The organism is Streptomyces fuscichromogenes, from assembly GCF_014645815.1.
Taxonomy (GTDB): domain Bacteria; phylum Actinomycetota; class Actinomycetes; order Streptomycetales; family Streptomycetaceae; genus Streptomyces; species Streptomyces fuscichromogenes.
In genome coordinates this window covers 1-21,722 of record NZ_BMML01000029.1, presented here as the reverse complement: position 1 = coordinate 21,722, position 21,722 = coordinate 1, and the positions used below count along the sequence as shown (strand labels likewise).

Genomic DNA, 21,722 nt, shown 5'->3' with positions numbered 1-21,722 from the left:
CGTCCCCACCGGGAGAACTTCATGCCCACCGTCATCTTCCAGTTGCCCGACGGCACCCAGCGCAAGGTCACCGCCGAGTCCGGGACCGCGCTCATGCGGGCGGCCGTCTCGAACGGCGTCGACGGCATCGTCGCCGAGTGCGGCGGCAACGCCTCCTGCGCCACCTGCCACGTCTACGTCGACGAGCAGTACACCGAACGGGTGGGGCCGCCGACCGACGTGGAGGAGGAGATGCTGGACTTCACCGCCGCCGAACGTCGGCCCACCAGCCGGCTGAGCTGCCAGGTCCCGCTCTCCGACGCCCTGGACGGCCTGGTCGTCCACGTGCCCGAGGAGCAGGTGTGACGGCCCGCGCGGGCGTGGTCGTCGTCGGCGGCGGACAGGCCGGGCACAGCGTGGTGTCGGCCCTGCGCGGTGCCGGTCACGACGGACCGGTCACCGTCCTCGCCGACGAGCGCCACCTGCCGTACCAGCGTCCGCCGCTGTCGAAGAAGGCCCACACCGACCCGGACGGCATACAGGTCGCCCTGGTACCGGAGTCCTTCTACCGCGAGCGGGACATCGAACTCCGGCTCGGCGACCGGGTGGCCGCCCTGGACACCGCCGCCCAGGCCGTGGTGACCGAGTCGGGCACCCGAGTGCCGTACGACCATCTGGTGCTGGCGACCGGCGCGCGCAACCGTGCGCTGCCGGTGCCCGGAGCCGATGTGCCGGGTGTGCACGCGCTGCGTTCGCTCGACGACGCCGTGGCGATCGGCAAGGCACTGGGGACGGCCGGGAACGTGGTCGTGGTCGGCGGCGGGTTCATCGGGCTGGAACTCGCCCAGGTCGCCGCGGCCGTCGGGGCACAGGTGACGGTGGTCGAACTCGCCGGCCGGCTGCTGAGCCGGGCGGTCTCCCCGCAACTGCAGGAGCATCTGCGGCAACGGCACGAGCGCGGCGGTGTGCGGATCCTCACCGGTACCGCCGTGCGGGCGATCGAGGGGACGGGACGGGTCGAGCGGGTCGTCACGGATCGCGAGGTACTCACCGCCGATCTGGTCGTCTACGGCATCGGTGCCGCTCCCCGAGACGAGCTCGCCCGTGAGGCCGGCCTCGCCGTGGACGACGGCGTGATCGTGGACGAACAACTGTGTTCGATCACCGATGCCCGCATCTCCGCCGTCGGCGACTGCGCCCGCCATCCCCACCCGCACGCGGCCGGGCTGGTACGGCTGGAGTCCGTGCAGAACGCCACCGACCAGGGAACACTGGTCGGCCGCCGGATCGCCGGATCACCGGCGCCGTACCGGAGCCTGCCGTGGTTCTGGAGCGACCAGGGAGCCGTCAAGCTCCAGATCGCGGGGCTGCGTACGGACACCGACGAGGTTCTCGTCGTCCCGGGCGACTCCCCGGAAAGGCTGGCCGCGTACTCCTTCCGTGCGGGGCGACTGGTCGCCGTGGAGACGCTGAACTGGCCCGCCGAGCACCTCGCGGCGCGCCGGCTGCTGGAGCGCACGGCGCCGGTCTTCCGGTCCGATCTCACCGGCTCGACACTCGGTGCTCTCGCCCGGGCCAGACGGAGCGTGGAGGTGCGCACATGAACACCTGGTTCGGTGCCCATCTGGTGACCAGTGCGGCCGAGGCGGGCTCCCGGGTCGCCCTGGTCTTCGGGGAGCGCGAGTGGACCTACGCCGAGCTGGACCTGGCCGTCCGGCGCACCGTCGCTCGGCTGGACAAGTTCGGGGTGCGCAGGGGCGATCGGATCGTGATGCAGGGCGCGGCCCGGCCCGAGGCACTCGTCACGCTGTTCGCGGTCACCCGCATGGGGGCGGTTCTCGTACCCCTGCACCCGCAGGCGACCGGCGGCGAGCTCGCGACGGTCTGTGAGGAGACCGGCCCGGCGGCCGTCGTCGCCGACGAGGACTTCCCGACGGGCACGGGTCTCCGGCTGGCCTGGGCGGAGCTGCACCCTGAGGACGAGGGCCCCGAGGCGCCCGCCTGCGAGCCTCCGGCCGGTTCCGACGTCGCCGTCATCGCGTTCACCTCCGGCACCTCGGGGCGCCCCAAGGGCGTCGCGCTGACGCACGACAACCTCTACTGGAGCATGGTCAACGCCCTGGCCAGGCTGCCGCTCGGCCGGCGGGACACCGCTCTCGTCTCCACTCCCCTGGCTCATGTGGCCGTACTCGGCGGGCTTCCGCAGTGCACCTGGGCGCGCCGCGGGACGGTCGTCCTGGCCCCACGCTTCGCCCCCGACCTGTTCGTCGACCTCGTCCGCGACCACCGGGTGACCTGCGCCTTCGCCGTACCGGCCATGTCCGCGCTGCTGGCCCGCCACACCCGGTTCGGCGACGCGGACCTGGACACGCTCCGGTGGATCCTGTCCGGCGGGTCACCGGCCCAGAGCACCACCCGCGAGCAGTTCCGGGCCCGCGGGATCGGTGTGGTCAACTCCTACGGCCTGACGGAGACCAGTGCCGGCGTGACGTACTCCGCCCCCGACGACGTGGCGGCCTCCACCGGAGCGCCCGCCCCGGAGGTCGAGCTGACGGTCGTGGACGCGACCGGATCACCCTCCCCGGTCGGCACCCCCGGTGAGATCTGGGTGCGCGGACCGTCGGTGGCCGCCGAGTACTGGAGCGCCGCGGGACGGGTGCCCGTCACCGACGCCGAGGGCTGGTTCCACTCCGGCGACCGGGGCCGTCTGGACACCGAAGGACGGCTGGAGGTGGTCGGCCGGGTCAAGGACACCATCATCACCGGCGGCGAGAACATCGACCCCGCCGAGGTCGAGAACGCGCTCGCCGACCTGCCGGGCGTCGTCGAGGTCGCGGTGTCCGGGACACCGGATCCGGTGTGGGGCGAGATCGTGACCGCCTTCCTGGTCACCGAGGCCGGTGAGCCGTCCCTCGACGACGTCCGCGCCCACCTCGACGGCAGGCTGGCCCGGCACAAGTGGCCCCGCCGGCTCCGTCTCGTACCCGCGCTGCCGCGCGGAGCCACCGGGAAGCTCCAGCGGCAGCGGCTGTCCACCCTGCTCGACGACTGACACCCGTGGGCCCGACACCCCCACGCACCACCGCCCCCACATGTCCCTTCACCGAGATGGGGGCCGGCGCCACCGGCGACATCTCCACACCCCTCCCCAAGGAGAAGCCATGAGTGCGACCATGCGAGCCGCGCGGATGCACAACGTCGGCGAACCGATGAAGCTCGAGGAACTCCCTGTTCCCGAGCCGGGTCCCGGCGACGTCCGTGTGGCCGTGCACGCCGTGAACATCGTCCCGAACCTCGCCAACATCCTGAACATGTGGACCACGTGGTTTCCGCACAGCCCGCTGCCCACGCTGCCGGCGGTCTTCGGGCTCGACCCGGCGGGCGTGGTCGAAGCGGTCGGCCCCGGAGTCCACGGTTTCCAGGCCGGCGACCGGGTGTACGTCAACCCGGGCCGCAGTTGCGGCTCGTGCCGCTCCTGCCGCAACGACGACTCGATCAACTGCGCCAGTTACGCCTTCGCCGGTTACTTCGGCTTCTCCCCCACCGCGCTCGACCTGCTCGACCGCTACCAGGGCGGCCTGTCCGAGTACATGCTGGCCCCGGCGTACTCGCTGGTGAAGCTGCCCGACAACCTGCCCTTCAACACCGCCGCCCGGTTCGGCTACCTCGGCACCATGTACTCCGCGCTGCGCAAGGCGGGCGCCGCCCCGGGCAAGTCGGTCCTGATCAACGGCATCAGCGGCACCCTCGGCATCGGCGCGGCCCTCCTCGCCCCGGCCTTCGGCCTCACACACGTCTACGGCACCGGACGCGACCGGACCCTGCTCGACCAGGTCGGGAAACTGGGCGGCGGCCGTCTGCACCTGCACTCCCTGGACGACGGTCCGCTCGACGAGTGGATCCACGAGGAGACCGACGGGTACGGCGTCGACATCTACATCGACGCGCTCGGCCCCGGCGCCCCGCACGAGACGTTCCGGGCCGGCATGCGGGCGATGGCGCGCGGCGGTGTCGCGGTCAACATCGGTGCGGTGGCCGGTGATCTGCCGATCGACATCCACCGGATGATGGACCAGCAGCTGCGGTTGATGGGGTCGGCCTGGTTCACCGCCGGCGAGGGCCAGGCGATGGCGGACCTGGTGGCGGCCGGTGTGATCGACCTCAGCCCGCTGGAGGACCAGGTGTTCCCGCTGGAGCAGGTCAACGACGCCATCGGCGGCATCGCCCGGCGCAACGGCGGCTTCAGCAACTTCATCATCAGTCCGAGGGCCGCCACGCAGGCTTCCTGACGCCCGCCCCGAGCCAGGGGCCGTCGGTTCCACTTCCCTTCCGGCGGCCCCTGCCCCTCCCCTCGCATCTCCCTCGCACCGACACCTGGAGCACCCATGCACGCCCAGCGTTCCCCTCGCCCCGCCGACCCTCTCGACCTCGTGGAGCTCGACACTCTGCTCACGCCCGACGAGCGGGCGGTCCGGGACTCCGTACGCACCTTCTGCGATCGCAGGGTGGACCCGCACATCGCCGAGTGGTTCGAGCGGGGCGAGATCGAGGACATCCGCGGGCTCACCAAGGAACTCGGCGAACTGGGCCTGCTCGGCATGCACCTGGAGGGCTACGGCTGCGCGGGCATGAGCGCGGTCGACTACGGTCTGGCCTGTCTGGAGCTGGAGGCGACCGACTCGGGGCTGCGGTCCCTGGTCTCCGTCCAGGGCTCGCTGGCGATGTTCGCGATCCACGCCTTCGGTTCCGAGCAGCAGAAGGAGGAGTGGCTGCCGGCGCTGGCGGCGGGCACGGCCATCGGCTGCTTCGGCCTCACCGAGCCGGACTCCGGCTCCGACCCGGGCAGCATGCGCACCGGAGCCCGACGCGACGGCGACGACTGGGTCCTCGACGGCCGCAAGATGTGGATCACCAACGGCTCGGTCGCCGACGTCGCCGTGGTCTGGGCCCGCACCGACGACGGCATCCGCGGCTTCGTCGTCCCCACCGACACCCCCGGCTTCTCGGCCCCCGCGATCAAGCACAAGATGTCCCTGCGGGCCTCGGTGACCAGCGAGCTGGTCCTCGACTCCGTACGGCTGCCCGGTACTGCCGTGCTGCCGGAGGTCCGCGGTCTCAAGGGCCCGTTGTCCTGCCTCAACGAGGCCCGGTACGGAATCGCCTGGGGCGCGATGGGCGCGGCGCGTTCCTCGTTCCGCGCGGCGCTCGCCTACGCCGGCGACCGGGTCCAGTTCGGCCGCCCGATCAGCTCCTTCCAGCTGACCCAGGGCAAACTCACCGACATGGCACTGGAGTTGGCCAAGGGCACACTGCTCGCCTGCCACCTCGGCCGGATCAAGGACGACCGCGGGCTGCGCCCCGAACAGGTCAGCTACGGCAAGCTCAACAACACCCGTGCCGCACTGGAGATCTGCCGCACCGCGCGCACGGTCCTGGGCGCGAACGGCATCTCCCTGGAGTACCCGGTCATCCGGCACGCCAACAACCTGGAGTCGATTCTCACCTACGAGGGCACCGTGGAGATGCACACCCTCATGATCGGCCAGGCCCTGACCGGGCAGGCAGCCTTCCGGTGAGCGGATCGACGCCGGTCCGTGGGCCGGTGGGTTTCCATCGACTTACGGCCCACGCGGCCCATGCGGCCCGTGCCCTGCCTCAGGAGAGGTGCACATGACCGACGCCTTCACCGCCGACGTGGCGGTCATAGGTCTGGGCCCGGTGGGCGCCACCGCCGCCTGCCTCGCCCATGACCTGGGACTCCGGGTGATCGCCTTCGACCGGGCCGCGGAGATCGAGCCGCGCCCGCGGGCCATCGGGTTCGACCAGGAGGCGATGCGTGTCTTCGCCGGGCTCGGCCTGGCCGAAGCGATCTCGCCGTACGTCATGCCCTACCGGCCGTCCGAGTACCGCAACGCGGACGGCCGGACCATCCGTCGGATCGGCACCGCCTCCCCACCTCACTCGCTGGGTTGGGCGCCCAACTACACCTTCTCCCAGCCGCACTTGGAAGCCGCCCTGCGACAACGTCTGCGGCGGTCCGCCGGTGTCGAGATCCACCTCGGCACAGAGGTGACCGATGTACGGCTCGATGACACGGGTGCCTTCGTCGAGGCGGTCGACGGTGCGGCGGAGCGCTCCACCTTTCGAGCGCGCTACGTCCTTGCCTGCGACGGCGGTGGCAGTCCGCTGCGCACCCGGCTGGGCCTGCGGCTGCGCGACCTGGAGTTCGACGAACCCTGGCTGGTGGCGGACGTTCTCCTGCACCCCGGCGCCGGCCTCGAACTTCCCCGGACCAACGTCCAGTACTGCGAGACAGCCCGTCCCAGCACCTTCGTCGTGGGCCCGGGGAACCTCCGCCGCTGGGAGTTCATGATCAACCCGGGCGAGGATCCCGAGGAGGTCTCCCAGGACGACTTCGTACGGCGCCTGCTCTCGCGTTGGCTCGCCGCGGAGGACTACGAGCTCTGGCGGGCGGCCAGTTACCGCTTCCACGCGCTCGTGCTGGAACAGTGGCGTGCCGGACGGCTCTTCTTCCTGGGCGACTCCGCCCACATGACCCCGCCGTTCCTCGCCCAGGGCATGTGCCAGGGCATCCGGGACGCCGCCAACCTGCTGTGGAAGCTGGCGCTTCGCATCCGGGGCACCGCCGAGGAGCCACTGCTGGACAGCTACCAGCAGGAGCGGGAACCGCACGTACGGCAGGTGACCCTGGCCGCCAAGGAGTTGGGCAGGATCATCTGCGAGCGTGACCCCGCCACCGCGGCAGAACGCGACGCGGAGCTGCTCGAAGAGCTGGCGGCCACACCCGAGGGAATCATTCGGCAGTCCCTGATTCCGGGGCTCTCCGCGGGGTTCCTCGCCCCTGACGGTTTCCTCGCGCGGGGCGAGGTGCTGCCGCAGCCCCGGGTCGTCGATCACCTCCGACGGCGCGGCCTGCTCGACGAGTTCACAGGAGGCGGCTTCCGGTTGCTGGTCCGCCGGGACGCGGATGCCTCGGCCGTCGACTCGGCACTGCGCGCGCATCGGACGGCTGAGGGCTTTCCGCTCCGGGTGGTCCGTATGACGGACAAGGGGGCTCCGAAACAGGCCGACGAGTACCGGGACGAACAACACGTGCTCGACGACTGGATGCGCCGGCGGTCCTGTGTGGCGGTCCTCGCCCGCCCGGACCACTACGTGTTCGGCGGCGTACGGCTCGCGGACGATGTCGCGGGTCTCCTGCACAGCGCGGCCCGGCAGTTGCGGCCGTCGGCTTTTGTCGCCTCCCGTCCCCCTGCCCACGAACGAGGTGTGGTGTGACAGCGAAGGACACAGGAGTACCGGCATCCGACGCGGCGGAACACGAGGGGGACATCCGCCGGGTCGGTGTCGTCGGGTGCGGTCTGATGGGCGCGGGCATCGCGGAGGTCTGCGCCCGGGCCGGCCTGGACGTGGTGGTGCATGAGGTGGGCGAGGAGGCGGCCGGTGCGGGCCTGGCCCGCATCACCGCCTCGCTCGACCGCGGCGTACGACGCGGAAAGCTCGCCGCCGTGGATCGCGAGGCCGCGCTGGGTCATGTGCGGGTCACCTCCGACCTGGCGGAACTGTCCGACCGGGACCTGGTGGTGGAGGCGGCGACGGAGGACGAAGGGGTGAAGGTCGAGTTGTTCGCCGAGCTCGACCGGATCGTCGAGCGCGAGGACGCGCTCCTCGCGTCGAACACCTCCTCGCTGCCCATCATGAAGCTGGGCGCCGCCACCAGGCGGCCGCGGCAGGTGATCGGGGTGCACTTCTTCAACCCGGTGCCGGTCCTGGACCTCGTCGAGATCGTGCCCTCCCTGCTGACGAGCCCCGAGACGCAGGCACGCGCGGAGGGCTTCGTCACGCACGTACTGGGCAAGAAGGTGATCCGGGCACAGGACCGGGCCGGCTTCGTGGTGAACGCGCTCCTGGTCCCCTATCTCCTCTCCGCCATCCGGATGCTGGAGTCCGGCTTCGCCTCCGCCGAGGACATCGACACCGGGATGGTCCTGGGCTGCGCCCACCCCATGGGTCCCCTGAGCCTCGCCGACCTGATCGGCCTGGACACCCTCACCGCCATCGCCGAGGCGATGTACGCGGATTTCAAGGACCCTCTGTACGCCCCTCCCCCGCTCCTGCTGCGCATGGTGGAGGCCGGACTCCTCGGCCGCAAGTCAGGACGTGGCTTCCACGACTTCTCAGCTTCTCAGAAAGGCCACTGACCCCACGGCGAAGGACATGGTGCTCGCCGCCCGGCCGTGCGCGGTCGAGCGGGCTGGGTCCGCTTCTGGGCCCCTGCGGGCGCCGGCGGCTGGTCCGGGACTTCGTCCGGCTGATCCGTGCACCCGGGTTCTCGCCGATGACGGTGCCGAAGGCCGCCCGCACCCGGGCGACCTCCCCACGTCCGCTTCGGGAAGTGTCGGATCGCGCATCACCGCCTCCGGTTCTGACTTGGTGTCGCGGCTGCTGTCGCGTTGGATGGCTTCGGCCTCGTACGGCGTGATCGGCGCGAACACGCGAGGGACCGCCTGCAGGCGGTCCGGTATGTGCCACTGGTCGAGGACATCGAGCTGCTTCGGGTCCTCGGCCATCGCCCGCAGCGCCTCGATGCCGCGCTCGTCGCCCACCCGGCACAGCGTCTCCGCCGCGAGGACGCGTAGTTCCCCGGAGACCCGGCGCCTGCTCAGGTCGACCGCCGCCAGGGTGGCCCGGGCGGCATCGGCCGCCTCGACGGGAACGAGTGTGCCGAGCGCGGCCTGGAGCGTGACGAACGTGCCGCCCTCGGCGCCGCCCTTGGCCGCGATCCGCAGGTAGCGGATCCGCAGGTAGCGGATCCGCAGGTGGGTGCCGGGTCCCCCGTGTGCCCCGATCAGGTCGAGCACGAAGCCGGCGTACGACAGGTCGGCGGGCGTCAGGGTGCGCAGGCCGTAAAGCCGAAGAGTGGGAAGAGGTTCACTTTCACCACGCACATCGACCAGGTGGTGCGGGTGAAGGGCCAGGTCGGCGGCCTGACCCAGCGGCTGTCCAGCAGATGCCAGATCTCCCACGCCCGGTCCTCGCGGGTGCGCGTGGCATGGCGGGCGGCGTGGTACTCCATGAAGGTGCGGTGCGGGAAGGCGAGTTCGCCGTCCTGGACGGTCAGCAGGCCCGTCACCGAGAGCATCTCGCGCAGGGACCCGTGCAAGTCCGGCGCGGACAGCAGCGTCGGCGGACGGCTGAGTGGATGGTCGTCGAGGGCGTCCGCGAAGGTCTCAGCCCGGGCATAGAGCAGCCGGAAGGCCAGGTGGCCGACGAGGTCCGGCAGTTGGTCACGCGCCGCTGACGCCGCGGAGGTGACCGCGTCCCGGTCGGGCACGTGCTGGAACGGCCGGCAAAGGCCTCGATCGCACGTTGATGCGTCTCGATGACGTCCTTGTGGGTGTTGTGCGTGTGGACACGGTCGACGAACTCGCGGTAGACGGCTGTGCGCCCGTGTGGCAGCTGCTGACCGGGCGCCTGCGCGTACAGGCGGCACAGCAACGCCGCCATCAGCGGGGTGCGAGCCAGCTCGGCCGGCCCTGCCTCGGGCAGCAGCGCCGTGAAGCGTTCCGCGTGCCGGTCCGGGTCGGTGAGGCCGGCGAAGCGGGCACGCGCGTACCCGTGCAGGTCCTCGGCGGTGAACGGCAGCAGGTCGAAACGGGTCCAGGCCGCAGCCGTGGCGTCGGGTTCGCCCGGCGGCAGCGGCCGGGTGCTGACGGCGAAGCGGTAGTGGCCCTCCTGCTCCGCCGCGGCGAGGGTACGCAGGAGTGCCGCCGGGCGCGGGCGGGGATCTCGTCGAGGCCGTCCACGAGGACCAGCCAGGCGGCCCTGGGGTGGGGCCGCCGCCGGAAGAAGTCCTCGGTGAGCGTGCCCGGTGCCAGCCGGCCGGCGAGGGCCTCGGGGGCGGCCTCCGCCAGGACGTGGGCGAAGGGCCCCGGGCGGCCAGTTTCACAGCGCGCACCAGCACCGGAACCACCTGCCCCGCACGCCGGTTCGTCCGGTCGGCGAGCCGTGCGGCCGTTTCGGCCATCTCAAGGCGCAACGGGGTGGACTTGCCGCCCCCGGGGCCCGCCACGAGCAGGCTCGACCCGCCGGGCGCGGCGAACACATCGGCGGCGGACCGTGGCTGCTCCGGCCTCCCCCGGTCTCGCCCCGCAGCCGCTACCCACGGGGGCACGTAGGTGTCGGCCGGTAGCGCGCTCTCGTCGCCGAAGAGATCAGGATACGGAGGAACACGCGCCCGGAAGGCAACCGGAACCGGCGGACGCTCGGCGGCAGCGGACACCAGGTGTCGGCGCGGACGAGCCGGGCGGGGCTGAATCGGTACGAGAGCGGATGGTCTTGTGCGTAGGCCTGCGCTTCGTCGAGTTGTTCTTCGAGTCGCCGATGACCTCGTCGTCGATGTCGGTGATCGAAAATGGTGATGGTACCGATGGAGTCGGCGATGGCCGCCGGTACGCCGGCAGGCGGCCAGTGTCACGAAGGTGCAGGCTGACGGTGTGGGGTGGCCCGTGGACGTCGCCCTCGCGCGGCCCGTCGCGGAGCGTCCGGGGGTCCGTCGCGGGCTGACGACATCACGGTCGACGGCCACCGGACCGTGCTGTGGCGGACCGCGGACCGACGACGGCGTGCGGCTGCAGGCGCGCACCCGTCGTGACGTCACAGCGCACCGGATGGACCTGGCCGTGGCCGCCGGGCGTCTGCCGCCCGGCGTGATCCTCGATGGCGTCATGTGACCTGTGGGGGTGTGCCAGCCCCAAGGTGTCTCAGGCGGCGCAGCCCCCATGGACGGGACGCTCAGAGGTGGCCGTCCACGAACTCCCGCATCTCGGCGATGGTCATGGGCCCCGTGCCGTGCGCCACCGCCTCTCCCTCCTTCAGCAGGACGTAGGACGGGGCTCCGGTGATCCCGTATCGCTCGGTCGCGGCCGGACAGCGTGCGATGTCGACGCGGGCGGCCGTCAGGCGGCCCGTGTATTCGTCGGCGATGCCACCCACGACCAGGTCCATCACCCGGCAGGGCTCGATTGCCTTGGGCCATGTCCCGATGAAGTACGCGAGGACCGGAACTCCGCTCATCCCGAGGATGAAAGTGAACTCCGCGTCCTCACGGGGTCGGTGAATCCGCATCGCCATGAAAGCTCCTGACCTCACGTTCCGTCGTTCCATCCCCATCATCCCTCGCGCGGTGCGTCAGCCCGGCCGGCCGATCGACCTGTCAGAAGGGAGGCACGAGGCCGTCGCAGGATCGCGAGCGGGCCCGGTCCCGCGCCCCTGGTGACCCGGCCTGGCCGCCTCACGGTGACCCAGTTGCGGCCCGCCGCGCGCCCATGGATCGGCTCGTGCCGGGACAGCGCCCCCGACGGGCCTCCCCAGGCGTTGTGGAACGTCACGTAGTGCCCCGGCAGCGGCGTCATTTCCCGCCCGCATGCGTGGGAGCCGGGGGTACCCGGGCCGTGCACCGGGCCCTGGGCGGGTAGTGGTCAGTCCCACCAGCCGTCACCGGCGTGCCAGCGTTGCACCCATTCCAGGAAGCCGACCGCCTCCGGCATCGGATACGGGCAGGCGCCGACGTCGGTGACCGCCCAGACCTTGCCTCGCTGGGGGCCGGTCACGACCAGGACCCAGTAGAAGGGGCCGTCGTCGGTGCCGAGCACGATGGAGCCGTGTTTGTAGACGTCGGCGACGCGCTCGGCATGGTCGTCGGCCAGGGGGGTCGCCTGGTCGTCGGCCAGGGGGTCGCCTTCCCACGCCCAGGCCTCCTGGAGCGGGAACGGGGCGGCGGGATCGCGGTCCGCGCCGTGCGGCCAGTCCGGTGGGAGCCAGCCCAGCGGGAGAAGGCCGCCGTCTTCCGGTGGTCCGAGGGACGACCCGTTGGTGATCTCGGCGATCAGACTCCGGTACGGCTCCGGAAGCACGGCCCCGTGCTCGGATTCCCATGCCGAGACGCCGTCGTGGCCCAATGCCGGCTCGCGCCACTCCGTCTCGAATGCGGAGCGCAGGAACTCCAAGATGCCTTCAGCAGGACGCTGTTCAGGTGATGTGGTGGTCATGGCAGCATGTTTGCAGGAGGGACTGACAGGGCTGCTGCGGGGCCATCCGGCTCGAACTTCCGGGCGGGAAGTCGACTCTGCCCCTGAGGAATTACGTGCATGTCGACAGTCGTGAACGGTCGACGTACGCGTCAGCCGGCCCGAAGACCGACCGCCAGCGTCAGTTCAAGGACCCGGTGTGGCGATGTGAGATCCGGAAACAGCTCCCGCAGCTGCGACATCCGGTACCGGACGGTCTGGGGATGGACGAACAACGCCGCCGCCACCTCGTCCCGCCTGCCCTGGTGCAGCAGCCACGCCCGCAACGTCTCCTCCAGCCGCCGTGCGGTCGCGACGGACAGGGTCCGCAACGGTGCGAGGGCCCGGGCACGCAGGTCTGCGAACGCGTCCACGTCGGCGCTCAGCACCAGCTCGGGCAGGTGGCCCTCGGTGTCGCGGATGTCGGCGGAGAGGGAGCGCGCGCGTGCGGCTCGCTCGTACGAGGCGGACGCACGAGTCCATGGCCGGGCCGGGCCGACCACGGCCGCGCGGTCGGTCAGCTGCCGCAGGAGATGCGGCCGGTCGGCATCGGGGACGAGCAGCACACCGGTGGCGTCCGGCAGGTCGTCGAGGACGAGGGTGCTCGGGTCGAACGCACGGTAGGCAGGCCGGGCCTGGGCGGCGGGCAGCAGGACCGCGGTCAGCGAAACCGGAGGCTGCCACCCGGCCCGTTGAGCAGAGGCCAGCAGCACGTCCGGGGTCGCGCCGGCGAGGAGGTCGCGGGCCAGCTGCTCCAGGTGGCGCTCGTGATCCCGGCCCCGGGCGGCCAGCTCGTCGGCGTGGCCCGCGGCGCTCGCGGCGGAGAGCTCGTCGATGTAGGCGAAGGTCAGCTCGGCGAACTTGGCGACCTCCGCGGCGGGCAGACCTGCGGGTACGGCACCCGCCGCCAGGCATCGCCAGGCCACGCGGGCACCGACGCGGTAGGCGCTGAGCAGGGCGTCCATCGAGCGGCCGTCGCGCACCTCGCCGCGGCCCAACTCGTAGGCCGCGTCACCGGCGTCACCGCCTGTGGCCTTCCCGCTCGCGAGGTCCAGGTAGTGGCCCAGGGCGGTGCGGACGGCTCGGCGGATGGTGGCGCCCATGCGGCCCGTAAGGGCGTTGGCGTAGGGAGGGACCTCGTCGATGATCGCCTGGACGACCTCGTCGGCGGTGGTCTTCAGCGCGGCCCGAAGTGCGGTGACCGTCGTCTCATCCAGGGCCAGTTCGCTGGCCCTCCGCATCACATGACTCACGTTTTATTCCCTGCGCACAATTCAACCGACCAGATTTACGTCCTGCGGTCAGGACTCTACGCCCTGAGGCGCAGCAAGCTGGAGTCATGACGAGTACAGCCCTCCGCAGCAGGGCCTGGAAACTGCTGGAGATGGTCACGACGCCGGTGTTGCCGTCGGACTACCTCGACCTGGTCAGCCCGCTGCGTGCGGGCGCCGACCTGCGAGGGCGCATCGAGGCCGTGCACCCCGAGACGGGTGACGCGGCGACCGTCGTGATCAGACCGGGACGGGGCTGGCGTGGCCACACAGCCGGTCAGTACGTGCGGATCGGGGTCGACGTCGACGGGGTGCGCCTGTGGCGTGCCTACTCCATCACCTCGCCGACGAACCGCCGGGACGGCCGCGTCACGATCACCGTGAAGGCGATCCCGGACGGCAAGGTCAGCAACCACCTGGTCCGCAGGGCGAAACCGGGCACGCTGATCCAGCTCGACCACCCGACCGGTGACTTCGTGCTGCCGCAGGCCAAGCCCGCCAAGGTGCTCTACCTGACGGCCGGCAGCGGCATCACGCCCGTGATGGGCATGCTGCGCGACGTCGAGTTCGACGACGTCGTCATGGTCCACTGCGCGCCACAGCCGCAGGACGTGATCTTCCGCAACGAACTGCACGACCTGGTCGCCGAGAAGAAGCTGCGGCTCACCGAGGTGCACACCGCCACCGACGGCATGCTCGACATCGCCCGTCTCGACGAACTCGTGCCCGACTGGGCAGAGCGCGAGACCTGGGCCTGCGGGCCCGCGGGCCTGCTCGACGCCGCCGAAGCGCACTGGTCCGAGCACGGCGTCCAGGAGCGCCTGCACACCGAACGCTTCCGTCCCGGCGTCGTCGTCGCCGGCGACGGCGGCGAGGTCACGTTCAGCGCCACCGGCAAGACCGTCGACGCGGACGGCGCCACGCCGTTGCTGGACATCGGCGAGGAGGCCGGCGTGCTCATGCCCTCCGGATGCCGCATGGGCATCTGCTTCGGCTGCATCACACCGCTCAAGGCGGGCGCCGTCCGCGACCTGCGCACCGGCGAGATCACCGAGGCCGAGCCGGGCGTCCTCATCCAGACCTGCGTGTCCGCCGCCGCGGGCCCCTGCGACATCGAACGGTAGGAACACCTTGACCGCCATCGACCCCACCGCCCACCTGACCGCGGAGCAGATCGAGGAGCTCGGCCGCGAGCTGGACGCGATCCGCGACGAGGTGATCGCCGACCGTGGCGAGAAGGACGCCGCCTACATCCGCAAGGTCATCTCGGCGCAGCGCAAGCTCGAACTGGCCAGCCGCGGCGTACTGCTGTTCTCGATCTTCCCGCCCGCGTGGCTGATCGGCACCGCCGGGCTGTCCGTGGCGAAGATCATGGACAACATGGAGATCGGCCACAACATCCTGCACGGCCAGTGGGACTGGATGCGGGACCCGAAGATCCACTCCACCACCTGGGAGTGGGATCACGTCTCGCCGGCCGACCAGTGGAAGCACTCCCACAACGAGCTGCACCACACGTACACCAACGTGATCGGCAAGGACAACGACCTCGGCTACGGCATCATGCGCGTCGACGAGGACCAGAAGTGGCACCCGTTCCACCTCGGCCAGCCGCTGTGGAACTTCATCAACGCCTGCTTCTTCGAGTACGGCATCGCGGCGTACGACCTGGAGCTCGGCAAGAACCTGCACAAGCGCCGCCGCAAGAACCCGGAGTTCCGCGCGCGGGCCAAGGCCGTGGGCCGCAAGATCCGCAAGCAGGTGCTCAAGGACTACGTGATCCACCCGCTGCTGTCGGGCCCGTCGTTCCTCACCACGCTCGGCGCCACGTTCACCGCGAACCTGGTCCGCAACATCTGGTCCCACTCGGTGATCATGTGCGGGCACTTCCCCGAGGGCGTGCAGGTCTTCGAGCGCCGGTCGATCAAGGGCGAGACGCGCGGCCAGTGGTACCTGCGCCAGATGATGGGCTCGGCGAACATCAGCGGCAGCAAGGCCATGCACTTCATGACCGGGAACCTCTCGCACCAGATCGAGCACCACCTGTTCCCGGACCTGCCGAGCAACCGGTACGCCGAGGTCGCGGTGAAGGTGCGCGCGCTGTTCGAGAAGTACGAGCTGGAGTACGTCACCGGGCCGCTGCCCAAGCAGGTGTTCTCCGCGTGGCACAAGGTCTTCCGGCTCTCGCTACCGAACAAGAAGCCCAAGGTCAAGACGCCGGACCGCGAGCAGGAGCTCGTGGCGGCCTGAATCCTGGCATTGGTCCAGCTCCTTCGGCCGCAACACCGGCCGCACCGGCGGCACCCCCGGGTCCCGTGAGATCCGTTGCCGACGCTGGACCGCCGCGACATCACACCGTACGACACGGGATCCGGACAGGCCGATGTCCGGCTGCGCTGCCTGGTGGGCCGGGCGGCCGTACCAGGCCCGCGCGTCCGCGACGTTGGGGAAGCGATGGATCAGCGCACCGTCGAACGGCGCACCCTCAAGGGTGTCGATCGCCCCGTATCCGACGAGGGGTGTCACGTCGTGGCCGGTCCGGGCCGCCCCGGGCCGAGCCGGCGTAGCGGGCCGGCTCGGCCGGGTCGGTCATGCGCTCGCAGCGCATGACCACGTGGGCGCTCACACGGCGCCCTTGCTGACCAGCTCGATCAGGGCGTCGGCTGCGGGGGCCGAGGACGCCGGGTTCTGACCGGTGATCAGCAGACCGTCCTGCAGGACATAGGGCTGCCAGTCGCCGGTCTTGGAGTAGATGCCGCCCAGCCTGGTGAGTTCGTCCTCGACCAGGAAGGGGACGATGTCGGTGAGCTGGACGGCCTCCTCCTCGGAGTTGGCGAATCCGGTGACGTTCCTGCCCGAGACCAGCGGGGTGCCGTCCTCGTTGACGGTGTGCCGCAGGACGCCGGGGGCGTGGCACACCAGTCCCACCGGCTTGCCGGAGCGGAGGGTGGTTTCGATCAGCCGCGCGGAGACGGTGTCCTCGGCCAGGTCCCAGAGCGGTCCGTGCCCGCCGGGGTAGAAGACCGCGTCGAAGCCGTCGGCCGCCACGGCATCGAGGCGCACGGTGTTCGCCAGTGCGTCGGCTGCCTCCGAGTCGGCCTCGAAGCGCCGGGTGTCGTCGGTCTGGAAGCCGGGTTCGTTGCTCTTGGGGTCCAGCGGCGGCCGACCGCCCTTCGGCGAGGCGAGGGTGATCTCCCAGCCGGCCTCCTTGAAGCGGTAGTACGGCGCCGCCAGCTCCTCCAGCCAGAACCCGGTCTTACTGCCGGTGTTCCCCAGCTCGTCGTGCGAGGTGAGAACGACCAGAACCTTCATGACACACTCCTTGCGCGATTAGACCAGTCTACTATTGCGATGGCGAAGAGACCCCACGACCGGATCGGACATGGGATCTTCCTACAGGCGCAGCCTTCAGCAGGCAGGGCAGGCCTCTTACAGGTGCAGCAGCTTGCGGGTCACCGCCGTGGCGGTGTCGAGCGGGGCCGGGCTGCGATGGATCTTGGCCATGATGCTCGCCCCGAGCCACATGTCGTACAGGGCCTGCGCGAGCTCGCGGGCCTCACTGTCGACCGAGAGGGAGCCGTCCGCCAGGCCGTCGGCGATGGTGCGCTCGATGCGGTCGACGATCTCACTCGTGCCCTCCTTCAGAGCCAGACGCATCGACTCGGACAGGTCCGCGACCTCGGCGCCGAGTTTCACGGCCAGGCACTTGCCCTGGCACTCCTCGACGCTCTGCGTCTCCCGCCACTGCCGCCAGTAGGCCATCAGCCGCTCGGCCGCCGACTGGCCCACGTGGGCGAGAACACCGTCCATGTCCGTGAGGTAGTCCGCGAAGTAGTTCTTCAGCATCGCTTCACCGAAGGCGTCCTTCGAGGCGAAGTAGTGATAGAAGGACCCCTTCGGTACACCGGCCTCCGCGAGCACCTCGTTGATGCCGACAGCCGCGTAGCCCTTGCGGGCCATGATCCGCTGGGCGGTATCGAGGATGATCCGCCGGGTGTCCGTGCTGCGCGTGGCGACTGGCATGGAGAAAACATACCATCGGAGTAGACCAGTCGTCTAGAATCCGACAGTGCAGTCGGATGCGCGATCCGACAGGTGTCCGCGTACTCGCCCGAGTGCACCGGCGAGCAGGCGGAGACCGGAGGCGCCCTTCGGCATCGGCAGCGGTCGCGTCCTGCTAGCGGGGCGAGGCGAAGTCCACGCCGCGCTTCTGGCTGCAGCCTTCGAGGTCTCGCACCTGATCCCGGTCAGACTGCCGCAGCGGTCAGGACGGCCTTGGCGGCCAGGCGGAGATTCCTGATCATCGGATTCGGGTCGCCCTTGCGGCTGACCAGGACGACCTGGCTGGGAGGAGCGCCCTCGATCGGGACGGTGACGAGGTCGGGGCGCAGTGAGCTGCGCCGATCGCCGACCGGTAGCACGGCGATCGCCTCGCCGCTCGCGACGAGTTCGAGCTTGTCTTCGTAGTTCTCGATCGGCGGCGCGCCGGCCCCGAGGATCCGGTAGGAGGTCCAGTCCGCGGTCTCGAACGCGCACGGCGCCACCTCTTCGCCGGCCAGTTCCTCCGCGGTCACCGACGCCCGGTCCGCCCAGGGATGGCCGCGCGGGACCACGAGCATCCGGGGCTCTTCGTACAGCGGAGTGGTGAACACGTCGTCGTCGGCGAGCGGCAGCGGGGCTCGCGCGATCAGGGCGTCGACGCGCCTGTCGGACAGCGATCCGACGTCGCGGCAGCTCAGATGCCGGGTGCTGATCTCCGCGTCAGGGTGTTGACGGCGCAGTTCCCGCACGGCGGCAGTGATCACCAGATCTTCGACGTAGCCGATGGCGATTCTTTCCGTCCGGCTTTGTTCACGCACGGCCAGCTCGGCCTGGCGGGCGGCCTGCAGCAGGGCTTGGGCCCGCGGGAGGAATGTGTGGCCGGCCGGAGTGAGCCGGGTGCCCTGGGGGGTTCGGTCCAGCAGCCGTGTGCCGAGATATCTCTCGAGCCGTTGGATCTGGCGGCTCAGCGCCGGCTGGGCCACGTGCAGTTCGGCAGCGGCCCGGCCGAAGTGCTGGTGCACCGCCACCACGGTGAAGTAGCGCACCAGCCGCAGTTCCAGGTCCTGTCCGAGATCGTTCACCCTTGCAGCGTACGCGTCATGCCGTTTCGGAATGATCAGGTTGCCGAACCGGTCTTGGACGGCCATGCCGAGCTTGACCTTGACTGAAAGGAGCAACGTTTCCCCGAGAAAGCGACAGGCGCGATGAAGGCGATCCAGTTCCACCAAGCGGGCGGGCCGGAAGTTCTGCACTACGACGAGGTGCCGGTTCCCGAGATCGGCGCGGGCGAGGTGCTCGTCCGGGTGCACGCGGTGGGCATCAACCCGCCGGACTGGTACCTGCGTGAAGGGATGAAGGTCATGCCGGCCGACATGAGGCCGGCGCTGGAGTTCCCCCTGATTCCAGGAACGGACATGTCGGGCGTGGTCCAGGCGGTCGCTCCGGACGTGCTGGGGTTCGCCGTCGGCGACGAGGTCTTCGGCATGCTGCGGTTCCCCGGATTCGACGGCCGGACGTACGCCGAGTACGTGGCCGCGCCGGCCTCGGACCTGGCTCACAAGCCGGCCGGTATCGACCACGTGCAGGCGGCCGGGGCGCCGATGGCCCTGCTGACCGCCTGGCAGTACCTGGTTGAGCTCGGCCACGAGGTGCCGTCTCCTTTCACCGGCCAGGTACACCGCCCGGTGCCGGTCACGCCAGGGATGACCGTGCTGGTCAACGGGGCCGCCGGTGGAGTGGGTCACTTCGCGGTGCAACTGGCGAAGTGGAAGGGGGCGCACGTCATCGCGGTGGCCTCGGGCCGGCACGAGCAGTTCCTGCGCAAGCTCGGCGCCGATGAGTTCATCGACTACACCACGACGCGGGCCGCAGACGTGGTCAGCGGCGTCGACCTGGTGATCGACACCGTCGGTGGCCCGGACAGCTCGCGCTTCCTGAGCGTGCTCAAGCGCGGCGGCACCATGCTCCCGGTGTTCTTCGCCCAGTACGACCCGGACGAGACGGCGCGTCTGGGCATCACCGTCTCGAACATCCAGGTGCGCTCCAACGGCACCCAACTCGCGGAGATCGGGGGCCTGTTCGACGAGGGGAAGCTCCAGGTCGGAGTGGACAGCACCTACCCGCTGCACGAGGCGGGCCGCGCACACACGCGAGCCGCACAGGGCCACATCCAAGGCAAGATCGTGCTGACGGTGGTCGCGTGATCGCCGAACTCCAGCAGACGGTGGCGAGGTACGCCCACGCCCTGGACGAACTGAATCCGTCCGAGCTGGAAGCGGTCCTGGCCGAGAACACCACCTGGACCTTCACGATGCCCGGACAGGGAGTGCTCGGCCCGGTCACTGGACGCGCGGCGGTGCTCGACTTCATCCGTGACGGGCACGCGGCCCAGAGCGGAAGGGTGCGGCACCACCTGGGCCATGTCGTGGTCACGGCGACGGACGCCGCCACCGCGGAGGTGCGGGCCTACCTGCTGCAGACGAGGAACACCGGCGAGAGCATCCAGATCATCTCGACCGGGGTCTACACGTTCGGTATGCGTCAGTCCGACGGTGAGTGGCGCATCGCCGAGCTCACCCTGACGCTGGACAACGCCCTCTAGGGCGAGGCCGGGCAGTGCGTCCGGCGATCACCGGACGGCTGCCGGCGGCGCTCGGGCATCGATCGTCCCGACGCCGAACAGTACGGCCCAGTGCGGGGAGACAGCGGAACGGAGACACGGTCGACGTCGCCGTGGTCGGCTCCACCGGCACGGCCCGGCAACCGAAGGCGCTCGCCGTACGGCTGCCCGACGGCCGCGTCGCACTGTCACTGAGGCTGACCACGGCGGCGCTCGCCTCCGTCGTCAGCACGGGCGGGCATTCACGAAGGTCGGCGCATCCCGCACGCCCGCCGTCGGTGATGTGGTGGTGGAGGTCGTGGCGGGCGCGGCCCGGCACACGGTCGTCACCATGGTCCGGCCGCACTGACCGGCGACCATGTGGATCGGCAGCCGGGAAACTCCGAGCGCGTGGGCCGGTATGAGCGGGGCCTGGTGGTCCGCGGTGAACCGGTGCCGGCGCGTTTCCCGCTCAAAAGGCATCCGGTGGCCGGCAGGCGGGAGAGACAGCACAGCATGGAGCTGGACAGACCGATCCACGATGAGCGGACCAGCACCTGGACCTCCGGGACGGCACGCCGACCTTGGTCGACAACCCGTCTGCCAAGGGCTTCACCCCTTCGCGGACACCGGCCCCGCCAACTGGCCCATCGCATCGGCCCGGTTGGAGGCGTCTCAGTGGAAGACGATGGCATGGCCGCCGGCCACGCTTGCCTGGCAGGCGCGGTAGAGCTGGTGCCAAGTGGATTTCTCCATGCTGAAGGGGATGTCGGGCTCGAAGCCGACGAGGGCGGTCTCCTCCGCGGTGGTGAGCGTGGCGTCGGCGTTGAGGTGGATGCCGAGTGGCGTTGCGAGGCCGGCCAGTTCGGCCAGCAGGCGCTGGCTGGAGCCGACCATGCCGTGACCGTCGACGCCCGCCTCCAGCGGGAGGAAGAGCGGTTCGCCGAAGTCGACCGGTATGTAGTAGCCCGAGTCGTCGGCGTGGCAGAGCAGATGGGAGGCGAGCATGGCCGTCTCGTCCTGGATCTTCTGGCAGTCACGGTCATACTGCTCGTCGTCGGTTTCCGAGGCGGGGGTGAGCAGTTCGCCGCACTCGGCGAGCGCGTAGAGGCGACGCAGGTGGGTCACATGGCTGTGCGGGAAGTTCACGGAGACGGCGGGGACCGCGGGGGGATCGCAGATCTCCGGCTCTTGCCAGGTGATGCCGTTGACCGCGAGTGCCTCGGTAAGGCGCGCGAACGCGCGACGGTGGTACGCCAGTCCCTCGGCGTCGTTGCGCACCTGGTCGTCCAGGAGGCCTACGGTGATGGAAAGTCCCATGGCCGCACAGGGTAGCCATCACCTCTGACAGCGGCCGAGCTGCGACGAAACCCCACGCGTACCTCTATGCGTCCCGGGGGCTGCCACCGGGAGAAACTTCTCCCAAGGCCGAAGAACTTCGGCTGCCCCTCCCGGTGGCCGCCTGCCACAAGAGCAGTTCGCCGGACGTGACGTGGTGGAGCTGCGCCCTGCCGCCGACGGCAGCGCTGATCGAGCGGCCGTGTTCCCGCGATCGCCATCCCGGCGTGGGCCGACCGCGCCGAAGGTGCTGATGTCAGCCGTCGCCGTGGCCGCTCAGGGTCGCCGCGCTGGCCGGTGACCTGGCCAGAAGCCAGTTCAAGCCAGTTTGTCGGACGCCTGGTTCAGGGGCGCGGCGCGGATCTTCGAGAATCCTTTCTCCTCGCTTCGCCCCAGGTCATCCCC

The 21,722-nt window shown here is 70.4% G+C and carries 21 protein-coding genes and 1 pseudogene; 12 read left to right on the top strand and 10 right to left on the bottom strand.

Annotated features, from left to right (window positions below; all coding sequences use genetic code 11):
• Window positions 1–21: 21 nt before the first annotated feature.
• The 7 genes from IEZ11_RS41750 to IEZ11_RS41720 all read left to right on the top strand — a co-directional run bounded on the left by IEZ11_RS41750 (window position 22) and on the right by IEZ11_RS41720 (window position 8,201).
• A complete protein-coding gene (locus tag IEZ11_RS41750; RefSeq protein ID WP_189268282.1) occupies window positions 22–345 on the top strand; it encodes a 2Fe-2S iron-sulfur cluster-binding protein in 324 nt (107 codons plus the stop codon).
• Window positions 342–1,583 (top strand): NAD(P)/FAD-dependent oxidoreductase, encoded by a 1,242-nt coding sequence (locus IEZ11_RS41745; protein WP_189268281.1) that lies wholly within the window; start codon window positions 342–344, stop codon window positions 1,581–1,583. Before IEZ11_RS41750 ends, IEZ11_RS41745 begins: the two co-directional genes overlap by 4 nt.
• Window positions 1,580–3,031, top strand: a complete 1,452-nt coding sequence (locus IEZ11_RS41740) for a class I adenylate-forming enzyme family protein (RefSeq protein WP_189268280.1) — start codon at window positions 1,580–1,582, stop codon at window positions 3,029–3,031. Before IEZ11_RS41745 ends, IEZ11_RS41740 begins: the two co-directional genes overlap by 4 nt.
• Before the next feature lie 109 nt (window positions 3,032–3,140).
• The gene (locus IEZ11_RS41735; RefSeq protein ID WP_189268279.1) at window positions 3,141–4,268 is read left to right on the top strand and encodes an alcohol dehydrogenase catalytic domain-containing protein; all 1,128 of its coding nucleotides are present in this window, start codon (window positions 3,141–3,143) and stop codon (window positions 4,266–4,268) included.
• A 96-nt stretch (window positions 4,269–4,364) separates the two neighbouring features.
• Window positions 4,365–5,555, top strand: coding sequence for an acyl-CoA dehydrogenase family protein (locus tag IEZ11_RS41730; RefSeq protein ID WP_189268278.1), 1,191 nt, complete (start codon window positions 4,365–4,367; stop codon window positions 5,553–5,555).
• A gap of 94 nt (window positions 5,556–5,649) precedes the next feature.
• Window positions 5,650–7,278, top strand: a complete 1,629-nt coding sequence (locus IEZ11_RS41725; RefSeq protein ID WP_189268277.1) for a bifunctional 3-(3-hydroxy-phenyl)propionate/3-hydroxycinnamic acid hydroxylase — start codon at window positions 5,650–5,652, stop codon at window positions 7,276–7,278.
• Window positions 7,275–8,201, top strand: a complete 927-nt coding sequence (locus IEZ11_RS41720) for a 3-hydroxybutyryl-CoA dehydrogenase (RefSeq protein WP_308426585.1) — start codon at window positions 7,275–7,277, stop codon at window positions 8,199–8,201. Before IEZ11_RS41725 ends, IEZ11_RS41720 begins: the two co-directional genes overlap by 4 nt.
• On the opposite strand, the gene IEZ11_RS41715 is transcribed toward IEZ11_RS41720, so the two are convergent.
• Together IEZ11_RS41715 and IEZ11_RS41710 are read right to left on the bottom strand one after the other, a co-directional pair.
• Window positions 8,178–8,861: a hypothetical protein gene (locus IEZ11_RS41715; protein ID WP_189268276.1), complete on the bottom strand. Its 684-nt coding sequence runs from the start codon at window positions 8,859–8,861 to the stop codon at window positions 8,178–8,180. The two genes, IEZ11_RS41720 and IEZ11_RS41715, sit on opposite strands and share 24 nt — an antisense overlap.
• 29 nt (window positions 8,862–8,890) lie before the next feature.
• Window positions 8,891–9,334, bottom strand: a complete 444-nt coding sequence (locus IEZ11_RS41710) for a hypothetical protein (protein ID WP_189268275.1) — start codon at window positions 9,332–9,334, stop codon at window positions 8,891–8,893.
• A 1,174-nt stretch (window positions 9,335–10,508) separates the two neighbouring features.
• Here IEZ11_RS41710 and IEZ11_RS41705 point away from each other — a divergent pair.
• Complete coding sequence (locus IEZ11_RS41705; protein ID WP_189268274.1) at window positions 10,509–10,733, top strand: hypothetical protein; 225 nt, start codon at window positions 10,509–10,511, stop codon at window positions 10,731–10,733.
• A 61-nt stretch (window positions 10,734–10,794) separates the two neighbouring features.
• Here the strand turns inward: IEZ11_RS41705 and IEZ11_RS41700 are convergent, their stop codons facing one another.
• The 3 genes from IEZ11_RS41700 to IEZ11_RS41690 all read right to left on the bottom strand — a co-directional run bounded on the left by IEZ11_RS41700 (window position 10,795) and on the right by IEZ11_RS41690 (window position 13,321).
• Window positions 10,795–11,133, bottom strand: coding sequence for a thioredoxin family protein (locus IEZ11_RS41700; protein WP_189268273.1), 339 nt, complete (start codon window positions 11,131–11,133; stop codon window positions 10,795–10,797).
• Window positions 11,134–11,480: 347 nt separating this feature from the next.
• Window positions 11,481–12,050, bottom strand: coding sequence for an SMI1/KNR4 family protein (locus tag IEZ11_RS41695; protein WP_189268272.1), 570 nt, complete (start codon window positions 12,048–12,050; stop codon window positions 11,481–11,483).
• A 131-nt stretch (window positions 12,051–12,181) separates the two neighbouring features.
• On the bottom strand, window positions 12,182–13,321 hold the full coding sequence (locus IEZ11_RS41690; RefSeq protein WP_189268271.1) for a PucR family transcriptional regulator: 1,140 nt from the start codon (window positions 13,319–13,321) through the stop codon (window positions 12,182–12,184).
• A gap of 131 nt (window positions 13,322–13,452) precedes the next feature.
• Between IEZ11_RS41690 and IEZ11_RS41685 the strand changes: the two genes are divergently transcribed.
• The gene (locus IEZ11_RS41685; RefSeq protein WP_189268331.1) at window positions 13,453–14,463 is read left to right on the top strand and encodes a ferredoxin reductase; all 1,011 of its coding nucleotides are present in this window, start codon (window positions 13,453–13,455) and stop codon (window positions 14,461–14,463) included.
• Window positions 14,464–14,470: 7 nt separating this feature from the next.
• A complete protein-coding gene (locus IEZ11_RS41680) occupies window positions 14,471–15,589 on the top strand; it encodes a fatty acid desaturase family protein (RefSeq protein WP_189268270.1) in 1,119 nt (372 codons plus the stop codon).
• On the opposite strand, the pseudogene IEZ11_RS52625 reads toward IEZ11_RS41680, so the two are convergent.
• The 4 genes and pseudogenes from IEZ11_RS52625 to IEZ11_RS41660 all read right to left on the bottom strand — a co-directional run.
• Window positions 15,527–15,874, bottom strand: a pseudogene (locus IEZ11_RS52625) (DUF1330 domain-containing protein); the annotation flags it as partial. The gene IEZ11_RS41680 and the pseudogene IEZ11_RS52625 sit on opposite strands and share 63 nt — an antisense overlap.
• Window positions 15,875–15,961: 87 nt before the next feature.
• Window positions 15,962–16,651, bottom strand: coding sequence for a type 1 glutamine amidotransferase domain-containing protein (locus tag IEZ11_RS41670; protein ID WP_189268268.1), 690 nt, complete (start codon window positions 16,649–16,651; stop codon window positions 15,962–15,964).
• A 117-nt stretch (window positions 16,652–16,768) separates the two neighbouring features.
• The gene (locus IEZ11_RS41665) at window positions 16,769–17,362 is read right to left on the bottom strand and encodes a TetR/AcrR family transcriptional regulator (RefSeq protein ID WP_189268267.1); all 594 of its coding nucleotides are present in this window, start codon (window positions 17,360–17,362) and stop codon (window positions 16,769–16,771) included.
• Window positions 17,363–17,586: 224 nt separating this feature from the next.
• Window positions 17,587–18,462, bottom strand: a complete 876-nt coding sequence (locus IEZ11_RS41660) for a LysR family transcriptional regulator (protein WP_189268330.1) — start codon at window positions 18,460–18,462, stop codon at window positions 17,587–17,589.
• 123 nt (window positions 18,463–18,585) lie between these two features.
• Between IEZ11_RS41660 and IEZ11_RS41655 the strand changes: the two genes are divergently transcribed.
• Together IEZ11_RS41655 and IEZ11_RS41650 are read left to right on the top strand one after the other, a co-directional pair.
• On the top strand, window positions 18,586–19,584 hold the full coding sequence (locus IEZ11_RS41655; protein WP_189268266.1) for an NADP-dependent oxidoreductase: 999 nt from the start codon (window positions 18,586–18,588) through the stop codon (window positions 19,582–19,584).
• Window positions 19,581–19,982, top strand: a complete 402-nt coding sequence (locus IEZ11_RS41650; protein WP_189268265.1) for a nuclear transport factor 2 family protein — start codon at window positions 19,581–19,583, stop codon at window positions 19,980–19,982. Before IEZ11_RS41655 ends, IEZ11_RS41650 begins: the two co-directional genes overlap by 4 nt.
• 672 nt (window positions 19,983–20,654) lie before the next feature.
• Here the strand turns inward: IEZ11_RS41650 and IEZ11_RS41645 are convergent.
• Window positions 20,655–21,299 carry a putative DNA-mimic protein gene (locus IEZ11_RS41645; protein ID WP_189268264.1) on the bottom strand — a complete coding sequence of 215 codons (645 nt, stop codon included), beginning with the start codon at window positions 21,297–21,299 and terminating at the stop codon, window positions 20,655–20,657.
• Window positions 21,300–21,722 lie beyond the last annotated feature (423 nt).

What these genes read in the sequence shown, in the direction of transcription:
- IEZ11_RS41750 (WP_189268282.1), top strand. Translation starts at nt 22, where the DNA reads ATGCCCACCGTCATCTTCCAGTTGCCCGACGGCACCCAGCGCAAGGTC.
- IEZ11_RS41740 (WP_189268280.1), top strand. Translation starts at nt 1,580, where the DNA reads ATGAACACCTGGTTCGGTGCCCATCTGGTGACCAGTGCGGCCGAGGCG.
- IEZ11_RS41735 (WP_189268279.1), top strand. Translation starts at nt 3,141, where the DNA reads ATGAGTGCGACCATGCGAGCCGCGCGGATGCACAACGTCGGCGAACCG.
- IEZ11_RS41730 (WP_189268278.1), top strand. Translation starts at nt 4,365, where the DNA reads ATGCACGCCCAGCGTTCCCCTCGCCCCGCCGACCCTCTCGACCTCGTG.
- IEZ11_RS41725 (WP_189268277.1), top strand. Translation starts at nt 5,650, where the DNA reads ATGACCGACGCCTTCACCGCCGACGTGGCGGTCATAGGTCTGGGCCCG.
- IEZ11_RS41700 (WP_189268273.1), bottom strand. Translation starts at nt 11,133, where the DNA reads ATGGCGATGCGGATTCACCGACCCCGTGAGGACGCGGAGTTCACTTTC.
- IEZ11_RS41695 (WP_189268272.1), bottom strand. Translation starts at nt 12,050, where the DNA reads ATGACCACCACATCACCTGAACAGCGTCCTGCTGAAGGCATCTTGGAG.
- IEZ11_RS41685 (WP_189268331.1), top strand. Translation starts at nt 13,453, where the DNA reads ATGGTCACGACGCCGGTGTTGCCGTCGGACTACCTCGACCTGGTCAGC.
- IEZ11_RS41670 (WP_189268268.1), bottom strand. Translation starts at nt 16,651, where the DNA reads ATGAAGGTTCTGGTCGTTCTCACCTCGCACGACGAGCTGGGGAACACC.
- IEZ11_RS41665 (WP_189268267.1), bottom strand. Translation starts at nt 17,362, where the DNA reads ATGCCAGTCGCCACGCGCAGCACGGACACCCGGCGGATCATCCTCGAT.
- IEZ11_RS41655 (WP_189268266.1), top strand. Translation starts at nt 18,586, where the DNA reads ATGAAGGCGATCCAGTTCCACCAAGCGGGCGGGCCGGAAGTTCTGCAC.
- IEZ11_RS41645 (WP_189268264.1), bottom strand. Translation starts at nt 21,299, where the DNA reads ATGGGACTTTCCATCACCGTAGGCCTCCTGGACGACCAGGTGCGCAAC.